We start from the raw sequence: 14943 nt of genomic DNA, 5'->3' as shown, positions 1-14943 counted from the left end.
ATGGCATGAACGGCCGACTTTATTCAATGAAGGTGTTGCTGGTGGCATCCCTGATATCCGCAGCCCATTTGGCGCATGCCCAGCCCGCAACTGGCCGTCCTCCTACGCTGGAGTTGGGAGAAGTGGGCACGCAACCTGTCGAACCTACCGCAGCAGTAGATACCACTTCTAACCCGGCGGTTAGGTCAAGCGGCAGCGACATGGCGCCAGAGTCGCGCGATGGTATGGCGGCACCGGCACCGGCACCGGCACCGGCACCGGCGAAGTCGGCCGGGACGAACTCGAATCCCCCTCCACGCAAAGCAAAGGAGGCTCTACAACGTGCAGTGACGGACAGGAGCGTTAACACAAAGCCGGAACGCATCGAATTCAAGCGTCATCCGCTGAGAATTGTACTGGGGACGGCTGAAAGGTTGGTCACGTTCCCTAATCCGGTGGCGATCTCGCTGCCATCCGGCGCGGAAACAGACGTTGATATGCAAATTATCGGGCGGACTGCCTACTTTACGATGTTGGCGCAACGAAGTGCACCTATCAGGGTGCTGGTGGATGATCTTGTTACCGGACAAACAATTCCCATGGATCTGCTGGGAATGGGAACAGTCGACGGGCTAAGCTCAGAAGTCGAGGTCCATTATGAGGATCAGCTTCCGGCAAACCAGCAGCAGGTGGACCGCGCGGATGAGCAATCGCCTGCGCTCGATATGGTTCAGCTAACGCGGTACGCTGCGCAGTCCGTCTACGCACCACGGCGCCTGAAACCCTCTTCCGACGGCGTGCGCAGCATACCAACCGATAACAAGAGTATCGAAGGACTGTTTCGGGGTGTACGTACAAGAAGCCGCCCGATCGGGCAATGGCGTTCGGGGGATCTATATGTCACGGCCGTTCAGGTAGTCAACCTGGAGGGGCGTTCCGTCTCGTTGGACCTTGAGCAGATCAGGGGGCGCTGGATCGCTGCGGCCTTGCAGCATCATCGCGTCCTGGCATCAGGATCCGATTATGACAACACCACGCTGTACCTGGTCTGTGGCCAGCCGTTCCATTCATGCAGATGAGGTGATACTGTGCCAGCGATAACCCAGAACAAGCTCACACCGATCTTCAGCATATGCGCGCTGCTGATCGTGGGATACGTGCTGTTTGCGCGGTACGGGGGCGGCCAATCAGCGCCCGTCAAGGTGGCAGATCCGCTACTGGTGGTGCCAGTGGCACCTGGTGATGAGGCGCCTGCCCGTTCGGGCGGGTTCTTTGGCGTGGAGGCGCTGTCAGCGGCACCGCGCCGTGCGGATGCGGATAGTCCAAGCGAGACCTTGAAGACAGTCACGGCAAGCAACAACGATCTACGTGACAAGGTGCAAAAGGTCATTGATGCCAACGATCTGCTGAAGCAGGAAAATGCAAAGCTGCAGAACAGCCAAGCGGCTATCGTTGCCCAGGTGACCGCCCAAGTGACCGAACGGGTCCTGGCCGAACAGCGACTGCATGCGAATGGGGCGCCGGAAGCTGGGGATACCGAGCAAACAGGACAATCGAAGCCAGGGAAACAATCGCCCACTGCACTCGGCGGCATTGTGGACGCGGCCACTGGCGGCTATTCGACGATGGTGAACTCGCTGGGTTCGTCCAATCCCAAGGGTATCCCGAGTGGCTTGGGCTATGACGATTCCAAGACGGCTGATGCAATTACAGCGTCCAACGGTAGAACCATTGCTACGTACACCAGGCATCTGCCGGTGGGCTATAAAGAAGCGAAGGCAGGCGACGGCACCGTTGCCATCGTGAATTCGGTGGGGCGCCCGGTGCGCCAGGGTGAACCAACACAGGCGGCAGGCAACTCCAGCGTAGAAACCGTACGCGGTATCTCCAGCAGTCAGGAGAAGCACACGCCGCGTCCCTTTTACACCATTCCCGAAAATGCGACCATGACCAAGGCCACGCTGATGACCGCGCTGGTGGGACGTGTGCCCATCGATGGCAAGGTCCATGACCCCATGCAATTCAAACTCCTGATAGGCAGGGATAATTTGGCAGCCAATGGTCATCGTGTGCCGGATGCGGTTGCTGGCATCGTGATGTCCGGTATCGCGATTGGCGATATGGCGTTGAGCTGCTCGGAAGGGCTGATCCAGTCCCTCACGTTTGTGTTCGACGACGGTACCATTAAAACCGTGTCGATGAAAAGAGATGGGGCGACTCCGACTCTTGGCGGGTCGGGCGGCGGTCAGGCAATTCAGTCGGTCACGCAATCGAACAAGTTGGCCTGGATATCAGATGAATATGGCAACCCTTGTGTCAGAGGAAAATTTGTTACGAATGCTCCATCCTATCTTGCCGACATGGTGACGATGAAGACGCTGAGCATCGCCGCCCAGGCGACTGCAATGGCGGAGACCATGACGGTAGACAACGCATTTGGCTCGACCACAGCTGTGACCGGAAACAAAGGCACTTATGTGCTCGGCCAGGCAGCCGGTTCCGGTATCAATGAAGTGAGCAACTGGATCATGCGGAGACTGAACAATTCGTTCGACGCGGTGGTGACGCCCGCTGGTGGACGCCTAGTCGTCCATTTCGAGCAGGAAATAGCGATCGATAAGGCGTCGGATGGGCGCAAGCTTGATTTCGGTAACAGCGAGGCGCCCGCCGGCGCCCTTCAATTGTTGGACTGACCGGGAGGTTCCACTATGAAGCTCACTTCCATTTTGGCCCTGCCCGTTATCGCGGGCCTTGTATCACTGCAGGGCTGTTCGGTGTCTGGTCCGCGCGAGAGCCCACTCCCGAGAAGTGGGCCGAAAATGATCGACATCTACGAGCGACACGTGCAGGAGAACATAGGCCACGCCGCATCTGCTCAATCGGAATCGCCACGCCGTCCGTATGACGAGCCCGCGCGCTCAACTGCTTCCAGTGACGGCCCGGTCGGCACAATGAACAGCCGCTTTGTCCGGCTACCGAACCCGGATCTCGAGATGTACGTGTACCCGCATCTCGCGAAGGGAAAGTACCCAATTCCTGGGTATGCAACGGTTTTTCCGATGTTCGAATCGGTCCAGTACGCCCTGCCCGGGGAAGTTGCACCCAGTGTGCGTGCGGTGTCGCGCCCGCCAGGTGGCACCGTTCCTGCGGTGCAGATTCCAGACTCTCACTGAGGTTGACCTTTTGGGGAAGCATATGTTTACATGGCGGGAAGCGAAGGCGATCCTTGGTGGGGAAGACCACCCGGTTGTACGGAACGGGAGTGTGCGCGACGGCGCTGGGGAACAGCCCCTGACGACCGCAAAGCGCAGGCATATGGCAAGCCGATCGCCCTCGTTTACAGAACTGTTGCCGTGGCGCGACTACGAACCATCGACACAGGTGTTTGAACTGAACGACGGCGTGAGCGTGGGCGCGCTTTTCGAACTGACCCCGATACCGACTGAGGCCCAGGCGGAGGAGATGCTCAAGGAGTATTGCCGCAAGGTACAAGCTGCATTGCAAACCCTGCCGGAATCCGGGACGCCAGACTGGATCGTTCAATTTTTCGTCAACGACGACCGCAATATTGAGCAACTCAACGACGATCTGGAGGCCTACATTGATAAGGTTCATGCTGCGAACCCTGATCGTGGGAAGGCCATCAAAAGCTCCAAGCTGACTCAGGCCGTGCTACATGAGTTTGCCCTGCACGTTGCCAACGTCTCCCAGGATGGTGGCTTGTTCGAGGACACGCAGGTGTCCGGCCACACTTGGCGCGGCCAGATTAGGCGGATCCGGTGCTGCCTGTACCGGATCTACCCGGGTGGCTATGTCGTCGTCCCTGGCGTCGAGTCGCCGTCCGACCTGCTCAACCGAGCAGCCGACAGTCTCGTGGCCAACCTCGAGGAGGCTGGTGCGCGGATGCGTCGATGCGGGGGAATCGATCTGTATCAGTGGCTGCTCCCGTTCTTCAACCGCAGCGGAAGATATGGCACTACTGCGGAACTATTGAGGGCTTTTCCCTATCCCGGAGACGCGCCATCCCAAACTGACGGCGAGGCGCCGGTCTTTGGGCACGACTTCGCAACCTTCCTCAATCTCAGCTTGCCGGAATCGGACCCGGCCTGGGGAGGCTTTAAGTTCGACGGCGTGTTGATGAAAGCACTCACGTTGCAGCAGATCACCTCCAATCCCGAGGTGGGTCACCTTACGGCCGAAAGGAAGCACGCAAAGCATCTGTTCGCCCGCTTTGACCGGATGCCCGAGAATGCCATGTTGTCGATGACGATCGTGATCACTCCGCAGGACGTGGTTCGCGACCAAGTGGAACGGATCCGTGATCGTTCTAAGGCCAAGAGCCCCGATGCCGAAAAGACCTCGGATGAATGCAAACAAATTTTGCGGCACATGCATACGGGTGACTGGCTTCTGCCCACCTTTACGGTGCTGTACCTCTCCGGCACCAACGAGAAAGCGCTACGCAAGGATGCTGCGGCAGTCAACGCCAGGATGGGCACCTCGGGTTTGCGCTTCATCGAACCGGCCCATGACCTGACTTCACTCGACGCCTTTGTTCGGGGCCTGCCTATGTGCTTCGACCCGCAATTCGATGCGAAGAACATGAAGCGTACACGGTACCTCTTTGCATCGCAGATCGCGGCCATGTTGCCGGTGTATGGGAGGCAAAGGGGCACCGGCCATCCCGGTTTTCCTTTCTGGAATCGCGGTGGCGAACCTTTTTGGATAGACCCGCTGAATCCACGGGACCGGAAAAAAAACGCTCATATGCTCACCTTGGGCCCGACCGGCGCAGGCAAATCGGCCACGTTGAATTTTCTGGCACTCTTCCAAATGGCTATCCACCGACCACGTTTGACAATCGCGGATGCGGGAAAATCGTTCCAGCTGCTCAAGGACTACTTTGAATCGATGGGTTTGACTACGCACTACGTCGAGCTCACGCCCAATAACGATGTCTCGCTTCCGCCGTTTGCCATGGGCGCCAAGCTGGTTAGGGATCCGGAAATCATTGCGGCTTACACCGCCGCGCAGACCTCGGCCGCCGTCGCCAAGCAGCTCGAAGAACAAATCGAGCAAAGCTTGATGGAGGTTTCGCTGGACCAGGGGGCGGATGCTGCCGGACCCGACGCCATGGACCAGGACGACGAGAAGCGCGATTTCCTTGGGGAGATGACCATTGCCGCGATCATGATGATCACCGGCGGCGAGCAGCGGGAAATTGACCGCATGACGCGTGCAGACCGGTACGTCGTCAGCCGCGCCATCATCACCGCATCGATGGGCGCGCAGAAAGGTGGTAAACCGCACCCCCTCACGCAAGACGTGGCCAAGGCCCTCATGGACATGAATCAAGATGAGGCGCTGCCGCAAGAGCGGCGCGAGCGCGCGTACCACATGGGTGAGTCAATGATGGTCTACACGTTGGACCTGAGAGGCAAGCTCTTCAACCGGTACGGGCAACAGTGGCCAGATGCTGACATAACCCTGGTTGAACTGGGCACGCTGGTCAAGGACGGATACGAAGACGCTTTGGCTGTCGCCTACACGGGCCTGCTCGACCACGTGCACGCCAACGGCGAGGCCCATCAGCATGAGGGGCGGCCCCATATTTTCCTGACAGACGAAGGTCACTTAATCACTACAAATCCGCTGCTAGGGCCGAAAATTGTGAAGGGAACGAAGATGTGGCGAAAGCTGGACCTTTGGTTCTGGCTCGCCACGCAAGATATGAAGGACTTCCCGGAATCAATGAACCGGGTGTTGAACATGTGCGAGTTCTGGTTGCTCTTGACTATGGAAGCGGAAGAAGTGAAGCAAGTGTCGCGGTTCAAGTCGCTCACTGAAGAGGAGCGACTGTTGATGCTGTCAACGCGTAAGGAGCCACCCAAGTACACAGAAGGAGTGTTGCTCAGTAGTACTCATAAGGCGCTGTTCCGGAACGTTCCGCCGCCCTTGGCCATAGCACTGGCGATGACGGAAGGGCACGAGAAAGCGTGGCGCCAGCGGATTATGAATCAATTTGGGATCACGGAGATGGAGGCAGCCGTACGCATCGCGCGTGAGCTTGCCGTACGTGCAACGTGAGCATGTTAGCGCGGCGATACGTGAAGGATGATGAGATGAATAGAAACAGGTCTGATCTGTGGACCGGCATTGGCGGCGCAATCGTGAGAGCCAGGGGACACTCGCCGATTGTCATCGTGGAGCGTAAGGAATCGAGGTTCAGGGCGGCTCTGGCCGAGCACTTCATCGACAAAGCACTAGTCGATCGCGACACCCGGCGTGTATGTCAGGCCTACGTGAGCATGTATGGGCACCCGCATCTCCCTGCCGGTGTTGTCAGTGGCGGTAGACGGAGCTCCTTGGCCGACCTGGCCGGCGCCCCGATTGAAGCGTTGTATGGGGCAGAACTGATCGCCATAGACGGGCCGGAAAGTATGCTGGCCACCATGCCGGCGCGGCTCAAGCGCTTCATCAGTTGCTGTGCACAACGGGCGGAGACGGTGGTGATATTGACGGAAAGCGCAAAACGTCTTGTCGATGCCGGGATCGATGGCACTCTGATGATTATCGGGGCGAGTACCGATCAGAAACTCCTTGCCCGGTCACAAAGTAACCGCGAAATGGGGACGAGGATCCAAATGACAGCGCTGATGCGACCCTGTTGTAAGCAAAAAGAGAGTAGCGATGATGGCAAGTAATCTCATATCGGTTTTGTTGGCTGTAGCGACCAGCGCGGTAGTGGTACCGGGCGCGCGATTCGCGAACACGGATCCCGCCCGCCCAGCTGCAACGGTGGAAGTTTTTTCTAACTCAGCAATCTACCTGACAAATATCCGCGACGCGCGTGTGTATCTGCTGGACTCGATGGAAGTGCTCGACAGTGAGCTTTCGGTTGGATTGCCAACGAACGAACGGGACGCACAGGCCATTTTGCGCCAGCGCTTGCATGCCCTTGGTGCCGCGGCGCTTGCCAGCCGAACCAAGTCGGCGGCCGAGGGTATCGTTCAATCTGCACGGTACGGTGTTGATCGTATTCCTGCTGTCGTTGTCAATGGTGAGGCGGTGATCTATGGGGTAACTGATATCGATGTGGCGCGCGCCATTTTTCAACAAAGTAGTCGGCAATAGTTTAAGTGGGGGGAGCAAGTGAACACTCTAATACCGGTATTCCTGACGGCTTTGGCGCTGCCTGGGGCAGGGGCTTGGGCGCAAACCAATACCGCGGAAATCGTGGCAAACACCCTGAAGGCGGTGCCCGCGTGCAGCAACTACAGGGTGGCGGGCGTTTGCTTCTGGCTAAAGTGTGAAGCATTTCCACCGCATTGCCGCGTGATCAGTAATGTAAGAATCTCCCATTTTTCACCCGAGGTCGTTGTTAGCACCTGGCATGACGCGGCGAGCCATCCTTGGGCCGATTACGGGCGCACGGTCACCAAAACGGTAGGCGGCGTCGCGTCCGGCCTCGTCGGTATGGCAATCGATTCTGCAGGTACCAGGTTCACGGGCGAGCGAACAGACCGCAATATCCTCTATCGAGATGCCGATGCCATCGGCAATCCTACGTCGCTGATTGGCCTGGGCGCATCGGCCAGCCCGAGCATTGCCGGCCATTCAGAGCCAGCAATACCGGGCGTGGACGAGTTGAGAAAATTTTTGCAGAAATCGCCTTTAAGCAATCGCGGTGATACCGCTACCGCGTCAGCATTATCGGATATTGCGGCGCTTCAACACGGGGCGGACGTTTACACACGCGGTGCGGCGGCAGTAACGCAAGTGCGTCAAACATTAGCATCTGGCGCATCGACTTTCATCGCTCCTACCGGCGGCTTGGCGCGTGCTACGGGATTTGCGACGCCGGCCGCCGCAAGTGGTTTGATGTGCCCGTCGACGTCAAAAGCTCTGATGGTGCACTTCCATTCCTATCTCGATGCGTTGGTATGGCGTGGCGTTGTGCCGGCCGAGCTGTTGTACCCGCAGACTTATCTGCCCGGGGTGCAAGAAGTTGGTAACTCAGGTCTCAACACGTGGGGTAGCCTGTACCCCCGGATCGGTGCGGTGACGCAGCAGATACCGATCAAGGGTGCTGCGGTACTGGCGCAACGTGTGGCAAACATCATTTCGCAATCAGCACAACCGCATGTGTATGCCGTGCTCTCTCCGGACTCGGGCTACCGGTACTTCGGACTCGGGCCGGTGCTACCCAACGATTCCAAAAACTCGAAATGGCAGCGCCTGTATCCGAAGTCCTCCGCGACCTGCGAAGTGTTTGGTACTAATGACACATTTTCCCTGACTACCTGGGGCGATGGTCAAAGTTCGGCCGAAGAGGCCTATAGCTGGAATCTATGGCGGCGCCTGGAATGCTGCAAAGTCGAAGGCGTCTTTATCGGATCAATCGCATTTTGAACAGGGGGGGGCAATGAACTCATTTTGCCAGTATCGTATGCTCGTCGTGCTGGTTGCGGCGTGTGCAGGCTCGGTACCTGTGATGGCTCAGACGCAGGATGTACCGAGATCGCAATCCCAGCTTTACTACCGCATCGGTGGCAGTGCCCCTGCCTCAAGATCGCTGAATCCTAGCGCACTGGCGGTCAAGATGGGATTTGGCCTCAAACTCAACGCCAACTACACCTGCGGCAAGTTCGATGTCGGACTCAGTTGGGCTAATTTGATGAACGGATTCAGTAACCTCGGCACCCAAATCACGGGAGCCGTCAAAGCCGGGATCAGTGCTCTGCCACTTTACCTTCTGCAGCGAGCCCAACCGGGGTTGTATGAACTCTTCCAGACGTATGCAAAAAAGGCCGATATTTCCGTGAATGCGGCGCTGGAAAGCTGCGAGCAAATGGAAGCGCAGATCAAGCAGGGGAATGATCCTTATGCGAAGTGGGTTGGTCTGGCCAAGGGCGAGGGTTGGAATGTGGAGGCCAAAAAGAATGCGGACGTAGTCTCGGCAAAAAGCAAGGTCGAAACGGACAACGGGAGAGGGGGAGTCACTTGGATCGGCAATACGGTCGCTGGCGGCTTCGATCAATTGGCCATTCGTCCCGTGAACGATATTGTTGTCGCTGGCTACAACCTGACGATGAAGCAGCCGGTCACCGCCTCCAACACGGCGGACTATTCGACCAGTGGCACACCGCTGGGAAAAATATTTCCGCGGCCGCAGGACGCAGCGGATTTCGCCGTCACGGTGCTAGGCGACCAGTTGATTTCCACGTGCGACGAACCGTCCTGCGCGCAAAAAGGCGTCGTCACCGCGATCGGCCTGCAATCGAAATATGACGCCGAGATCCCGAACGCGCTCAATCAAATCAAACTCGCGATTAGCACCAACAGTCCGACATATGCGGCGCTGGCCGCGTCCGGCGCGCCCGATGTCTCGATGTCGACGGATGTGGTGCGCGCGATTCGTGAACTGCCGGCCGATATGCAAGCGATTAGCTCCCACCGTCTCGCCAAGGAAATCGCACTTGCCCGTACCATCGAAAAGGCGTTGACGGTGCGCGCGGTGCTTATATCCGGAATGAGCCTGCCCGAGGTACAAAAGCATGCTCTAGAAGTCGCTAAAGCGAAGGCCGATCTGTTGAGCCAGTCCATCCAGGACCTGTTGTTCGAGAGCCGGGTCCGGCGGGAAATGGTCTCGGACACCGCCGGTTCTCTGCTGCAGGCGTATCAAGGGCGGCGGGCCATATCGGCCCCTTTACCGACGCAGCAGCCGGCGGATAAAAACATCATGACCAACGGTCGAGTAAAGTGAGGCTGACATGTTCGACAATATCCACTTGATCAAACAGACACACTCCCGGCTGACGAACACACCGTGTCTTACCGTGCTGAGCCTTGTTGGCGCGTTGGTGATCCTGGCGCTACTCGTGGTCGTTTGTTGCGGATTTGTCCTGGTTCTATCGTTGTTAGCAGACGAAGCCTGGGCGCTTTTGGAATCCCTTGCCATTAATTTCATCCGGCAGGCGAGGTGGTGAGGCTGATATGTCCGACAAGATCCGCTCCATTCAACGCGCACACCCCCGGCCTAAGAAGTCGCTGTATCGCGTCCTGCTGCGTGGTGCGGGCATGTTGCTAGTGACCATGCTGGCCATGGCAGTGCTGGGCGGATTGGGCCTGCTTCTTTTGCTGGTGTCAGACGAAGCCCGCACGCTTTTTCAGTTTATTGCCCGCTACCGCGTTTATGCCTACGGCATGCATCTGGCTGTCACGATCGGCTTCTGGTTTGGATGGGAGAAGGTCGTTGCGTGGCTGGTGTCGCGCCGCCTGGTCCCGGAATCTGCGCGCCAGGCCTTGATCGAACGGAAGGGCCGGTGGTTTGCCGCGCTGCTAACGCTTCAACTCATTTTGCTGGCGTCTGCGGTTGGCCAGTCTGCATAGCGGAGGAAATATGGGTGTCGACAGTTACCTTGAGTTGTACACCACGCTCTACGGGTGGTTCTTCAGCAGCGTGATCTGGAGCGTTTTATCGGCGAGCGGGATCATCTACCTCCCATTTCTGGTAACAATCGTGCAAGTCTGGCGTGAGGGGCACGAGATGGACGACGATGCGCAAGGCACTGCCTGGATGATTCGACGGATGGAAGTCGAGTTGTTTTCGGCGATTGTCGTGTTTGCACTTTGCCTCGTTCCCTCGTCCATCACATCGCTGTCGAGCATGAAACTGTATTACGCGCCCACGCCGACTTCGCTTGAGCCGGCCCCGGTGAAGGCTACGCCCGGCGCATCGGACAGCAGCTATGGCCGCCCCGAGGTATTCGGCAATACCGTGCCAGGGATTGCGTCCATTCCCCCATGGTGGTACACGGTGCTCGGTATCAGCAGCGGCATTAACGCGGCCACGCGCGCCGGAATCCAGGGGGGCATTCGGGATTTCCGCCACCTGGAGGATCTGGCCCGTATTGCCACCGTCGAGGATCCACAACTTCGGTCCTCAGTGCAACGTTTTTATAGCGAATGCTTTGTGCCAGCCAGATCCCGGTTTCTGACTGCCGGAAGCCCGTCGGCTGTCGCAGCTGCACAGATTGCGAAGTACGGACAGGCGGATACCGACTGGATCGGAAGCCATGCGTTTCGCGATGATCCCATGTTGTATGCCGATTTGTATGCCCGAAGTGAAGTGGCCGGCTTCCCATTCAATCCCTCGCGCGACGTCGATGTCAACACATCTGCTGGTAGCCCAGCTCTGGGAAGGCCGAGTTGCAAGGAATGGTGGGAGGCAAGTACTAATGGACTGCGCGACCAGTTGAGCTCGACTATTGGCGGGCTGCAGGGGCTGGGTGCCAAGGTCCGTTCTCTGGTGCCAGGTGTATCCGAGGAGGAGCACAGGGATTGGGAGGCTCGGCTGGCCTACCAGAAGACCGCTCCTACGTACGTTGACAGCGAATCGATGACAAACGGAATCGGTAGCGAGATGGGGACATTCGGACGGATTATGCGCATGCCGGCGAACATCGTCGGCGCGGCCGGTGCCGGCTTGCAGGCGTTCCAGGCATCGGCGTCGATGAAGCCCTTGATTTATTTTATGACAATCTCGCAACCGCTCATTCTGATGGCGATTTACATCTTCCTACCCATCATCCTGGTGTTCAGCAGGTACAACTTGGCTGTCATGTTCATCGGCGCTATCGGTATTTTTTCGGTGAAGTTTTGGACCGTGATGTGGTACGTCGCCCGGTGGATGGATGACAACCTGATCGCTTCAATGTATCCCGGTATGAGCGGCAACGCGCTGCTGGAGTTTGCGCTTGACAACGGCACGACCGAAAACACCTATAAGCGCATTGTGCTCAACATGGCACTGATGCTGATGTTCATCGGCCTGCCGATTCTTTTCAGCGGCATGATGGCGTGGATAGGCATCAACGTCGGCAATGGGGTGCAGCGGATGCTTGGCGATGCCGTCACCGCCGGACGGGATGCCGGACGAACAGGAGCCAATATCGCGACTAGTGTGGTCAAAGGGTTCAAAAAGTGAACGCTACTTCATTTCGTCGGGACGACCTTCCCAGCTGTAGCCATCGTTGTCCCACGAGTAGCGGCGCTCACGCGCATCCCTTGGGGGGCGCTCTTCGATGCCTCCCGCGCAAAGCGCTAGTAGCTCGATCAGAATCCTGCCTGCCCAAACCAATGCAAACAACAAAAAGCCCGCGCACCATAATAGCAGTCGAGAAATTGTTTTCGTTTTCATCGCGATGTACCTCCCTCGCTTTCAAGCATACATCTTCCATAGCGGATGTAAAGCTGAGGTTTACCACTCACATGGAGCCAACATGAACGACCAGACAGAACCTGTTGTAATCGAACCACCCTTTACCAGTGCCGCAAAGGCGCTTCCGGAAAGCACTCCTATCTGGAAAGCAACCGAAGGCCAGATTGTCAACGCCAGATGGATGATCCTTTCACTGGTCGGGTTCTGGCTGCTGGTGCCAGTACTGTGGACGGCATGGCGAATGATTCGGACTGCCTGCCATACCTACACGCTAACCACTCAACGGCTCAGGGAGCGCTCCGGTGTACTGGCGGTCCAGGTGGACGAACTTGAGTTGTATCGGGTCAAGGATATCGCCGTTCATCAGCCTTTCGTCCAGCGGCTCTTGGGACGCGGCCAGATCGTTTTGCTGACCTCGGATCGATCGACGCCTCGTGTCGTGTTAAACGCGATTCCAGCGCCGGCAAAGGTAGCCGATCTTATCCGGGCACATGTGGAGCTGTGCCGTGTGCAAAAAGGCGTGAGAGAAATCGACTGATACAGATCAGACAGTCATCACCTAGGAGGATCTATGCTGCGATCTTTTATTCCATCGCTCGCATTAAGCTTGAGCTTGCTGCACGGTTTGGCTGGTGCCGAATCGACTGGCCCCGTGACACCAGACACCGGTCTAATGAAAGCGGCGATTGAGGGCCACACGAACATGGGCGTTGTGATCGATAGAATCACCCCAACACCGATCGCTGGACTGTACGAAGTGGTCGCCGGCTCGGATATTTTCTATACCGATTCCCAAGGACGCTTCGTGATTTTGGACGGCCGGTTGATGGATCTGGTCACCAAGGAAGATCTCACTCAGAAGAGGATCGATGCACTGAGTAGTGTGGATTTCGACGCCCTGCCCTTCCAACTTGCGCTGAAGCGGACCCAAGGCTCGGGCAAACGCGCCATCGCAATCTTCGAAGACCCCACATGTCCCGCATGCAAGGTGGTACACAAGTTCCTTTTGCAGTTGCCAGATTTGACGGTGTACACATTCCCGTTGCCGATCGCTTCCCCAGGAGCGTTGCCGCTCGTGCGATCAATATGGTGCCAAGCTGACCGTTCCAAGGCCTGGGAAGCCGCGATGGCCGGTCGACATCCTCCTGTGGACAACGCATGCGATGCATCGGCGCTTGACGAAGTGATTGAGCTCGCCGCTCGGCTCAAGATTGCCGGCACGCCCACCATTGTCTTGTCCGACGGACGTCGGATAGTCGGTGCCTTGCCACCTGGCCAGCTGGTGGAGATGATCGATCAATTAGGCGCGGCGTCGCGTTGAATGGAGGCCATGATGAAATTGGTAAGCCGCTTGCTGCTCGCCTTGCCTTTTGCGCTGTGCGCGCTGAACGGCATTGCCAGGCCGTTGGATGCCACCGGCGCTTGTCCCTCTTCGGGCACGCTGGTGGTGGCCGATTCGCATGTCGATCTTCGATTGACGGCCGAGATCCTGCGCCGTGCCGCGCAGCTGCCGCCTTGGTTTTCGCGCATGGACCTGTCAAAGAGCACCTTGCGCCTATATAAGAAGGCGAACTCAACGGTTCTCGTGCTCACCCGTTGCAATCTGACAGCCTGCGACGCTGAACGGGCCTACATCGGTTTCGCGCCACGGTCTGGCACCTGGGGGGCGAGCATCTATCTGGGCGGAGGGGGAGTCGAGTTGGGGCATCCTGTGATTCTAGGTGCCGCAGAGGAGATCATGCCGGACGAGATTGCGCCAGCCGTTATCTGTGCACAAAACTTGGATTGGGGAGATTAACCATGCGACTCCCATTGAAGCCAGGTTTCAACCTTGGGCGTACAACTTGGCGCTCCAGCCTAGTAAGCTGGCTAATATTTGGAATGATCGGCTTGGCCATGGCTGCCACTGGCTTCGCTGACTTTCTAAAAGCAATTGCACAACGTGAGTCCAGCCTCAATCCTGGTATTGTTAATAGCCAAGGCTATGCTGGTCTATTCCAAATAGGCACCTTGGCGATGACAGACGCCGGCTACTATCGATCGAACGGTAGCGCGGTCAACAGCTGGAAAGGGACATTCACAGGTAAGAATGGTGTGACGTCGCTGAACACGTTCCTGGCCAATCCCGACCTGCAGGTCAAGGCAATCACGGATTACTATGGGAAACTTCAGGGTTACATCAACTATTTTGGTTTGTCCCAATACATTGGTAGAACGCTCAATGGCACCCAGATCACTGCCTCGGGTTTGATCGCAGGGGCCCACCTGGTCGGAATCGGTTCCCTCAAGCAGTATCTCGACAGTGGCGGTGCCGTTATACCCCGGGACGGCAACAATGTGCCCGTGACACAGTACATCGCACAATTCGGGGGTTTTGCGCTCGCTACAGTGGCGCCGTCGTTTGCGGAGGTGCTCGCTGCGAACCCTACCGGTGCCGCTGGCTCATTTCCACTGCCAACGACCCCTGGCGCAGGATCGCCGTCGTCACCCATATTTCCAACGCCGCCGTCCTTCTCGAACCCGGATGCTGCGTTCGCTGCTGGCAGCGGCTACTCCATGGCTGAATTCGCTCAATTGTTCAGGTTGCTGTTCGGAGCCGTACTCTTTCTATGGGTGACTTACACGTTTGTCGGCGCATATCGCGGGTATGCATCAGGAAAGCGGCCCCCTGTTTATGTCGGCAAGACACAGGTTAGAGTTGTCATTGTGCTACTCGTGCTTTTGGTGCTTTTGCGGTGACG

The 14943-nt window shown here is 57.5% G+C and carries 15 protein-coding genes; all 15 read left to right on the top strand.

Translation table 11 applies throughout. The features are described 5' to 3' along the window. The first annotated feature begins 5 nt into the window (after positions 1–5). Positions 6–1058, top strand: a complete 1053-nt coding sequence (locus CLU93_RS27235) for a TIGR03749 family integrating conjugative element protein (RefSeq protein ID WP_099764641.1) — start codon at positions 6–8, stop codon at positions 1056–1058. A 9-nt stretch (positions 1059–1067) separates the two neighbouring features. Continuing rightward, positions 1068–2672, top strand: a complete 1605-nt coding sequence (locus CLU93_RS27230) for a TIGR03752 family integrating conjugative element protein (protein ID WP_099764640.1) — start codon at positions 1068–1070, stop codon at positions 2670–2672. A gap of 15 nt (positions 2673–2687) precedes the next feature. Then, positions 2688–3152 carry a TIGR03751 family conjugal transfer lipoprotein gene (locus tag CLU93_RS27225; protein ID WP_099764639.1) on the top strand — a complete coding sequence of 155 codons (465 nt, stop codon included), beginning with the start codon at positions 2688–2690 and terminating at the stop codon, positions 3150–3152. A 22-nt stretch (positions 3153–3174) separates the two neighbouring features. Further along, positions 3175–6066, top strand: a complete 2892-nt coding sequence (locus tag CLU93_RS27220) for a conjugative transfer ATPase (protein WP_099764638.1) — start codon at positions 3175–3177, stop codon at positions 6064–6066. 278 nt (positions 6067–6344) lie between these two features. Further along, on the top strand, positions 6345–6683 hold the full coding sequence (locus CLU93_RS28025; protein WP_143451853.1) for a hypothetical protein: 339 nt from the start codon (positions 6345–6347) through the stop codon (positions 6681–6683). Beyond that, positions 6670–7113: a TIGR03757 family integrating conjugative element protein gene (locus tag CLU93_RS27210; protein ID WP_099764636.1), complete on the top strand. Its 444-nt coding sequence runs from the start codon at positions 6670–6672 to the stop codon at positions 7111–7113. Before CLU93_RS28025 ends, CLU93_RS27210 begins: the two co-directional genes overlap by 14 nt. A 102-nt stretch (positions 7114–7215) precedes the next feature. Next, positions 7216–8391, top strand: coding sequence for a TraU family protein (locus CLU93_RS27205; RefSeq protein ID WP_143451852.1), 1176 nt, complete (start codon positions 7216–7218; stop codon positions 8389–8391). Positions 8392–8404: 13 nt separating this feature from the next. Beyond that, entirely contained in the window at positions 8405–9745 is a 1341-nt protein-coding gene (locus CLU93_RS27200; RefSeq protein ID WP_180288028.1) for an integrating conjugative element protein, read from the top strand. A 7-nt stretch (positions 9746–9752) separates the two neighbouring features. Continuing rightward, complete coding sequence (locus CLU93_RS27195) at positions 9753–9968, top strand: hypothetical protein (RefSeq protein ID WP_099764633.1); 216 nt, start codon at positions 9753–9755, stop codon at positions 9966–9968. 7 nt (positions 9969–9975) lie between these two features. Continuing rightward, the gene (locus CLU93_RS27190) at positions 9976–10371 is read left to right on the top strand and encodes a hypothetical protein (protein ID WP_099764632.1); all 396 of its coding nucleotides are present in this window, start codon (positions 9976–9978) and stop codon (positions 10369–10371) included. Between the two features lie 10 nt (positions 10372–10381). After that, positions 10382–11968 (top strand): conjugal transfer protein TraG N-terminal domain-containing protein, encoded by a 1587-nt coding sequence (locus CLU93_RS27185; RefSeq protein WP_099764631.1) that lies wholly within the window; start codon positions 10382–10384, stop codon positions 11966–11968. 295 nt (positions 11969–12263) lie between these two features. After that, on the top strand, positions 12264–12740 hold the full coding sequence (locus CLU93_RS27180) for a PH domain-containing protein (RefSeq protein ID WP_180288027.1): 477 nt from the start codon (positions 12264–12266) through the stop codon (positions 12738–12740). Positions 12741–12773: 33 nt separating this feature from the next. Continuing rightward, positions 12774–13523, top strand: coding sequence for a DsbC family protein (locus CLU93_RS27175; RefSeq protein WP_099764629.1), 750 nt, complete (start codon positions 12774–12776; stop codon positions 13521–13523). A 9-nt stretch (positions 13524–13532) separates the two neighbouring features. Next, positions 13533–14000, top strand: coding sequence for a hypothetical protein (locus CLU93_RS27170; protein WP_143451851.1), 468 nt, complete (start codon positions 13533–13535; stop codon positions 13998–14000). Positions 14001–14098: 98 nt separating this feature from the next. Beyond that, positions 14099–14941 (top strand): DUF3262 family protein, encoded by an 843-nt coding sequence (locus CLU93_RS27165; RefSeq protein WP_180288026.1) that lies wholly within the window; start codon positions 14099–14101, stop codon positions 14939–14941. Positions 14942–14943: the final 2 nt, after the last annotated feature.

Origin of the sequence: Janthinobacterium sp. 35, assembly GCF_002754575.1 — a bacterium.
GTDB lineage: Bacteria > Pseudomonadota > Gammaproteobacteria > Burkholderiales > Burkholderiaceae_D > Janthinobacterium > Janthinobacterium tructae.
The sequence above is the reverse complement of the archived record's forward strand: the minus strand, read 5'-3'. Positions and strand labels throughout refer to the sequence as shown.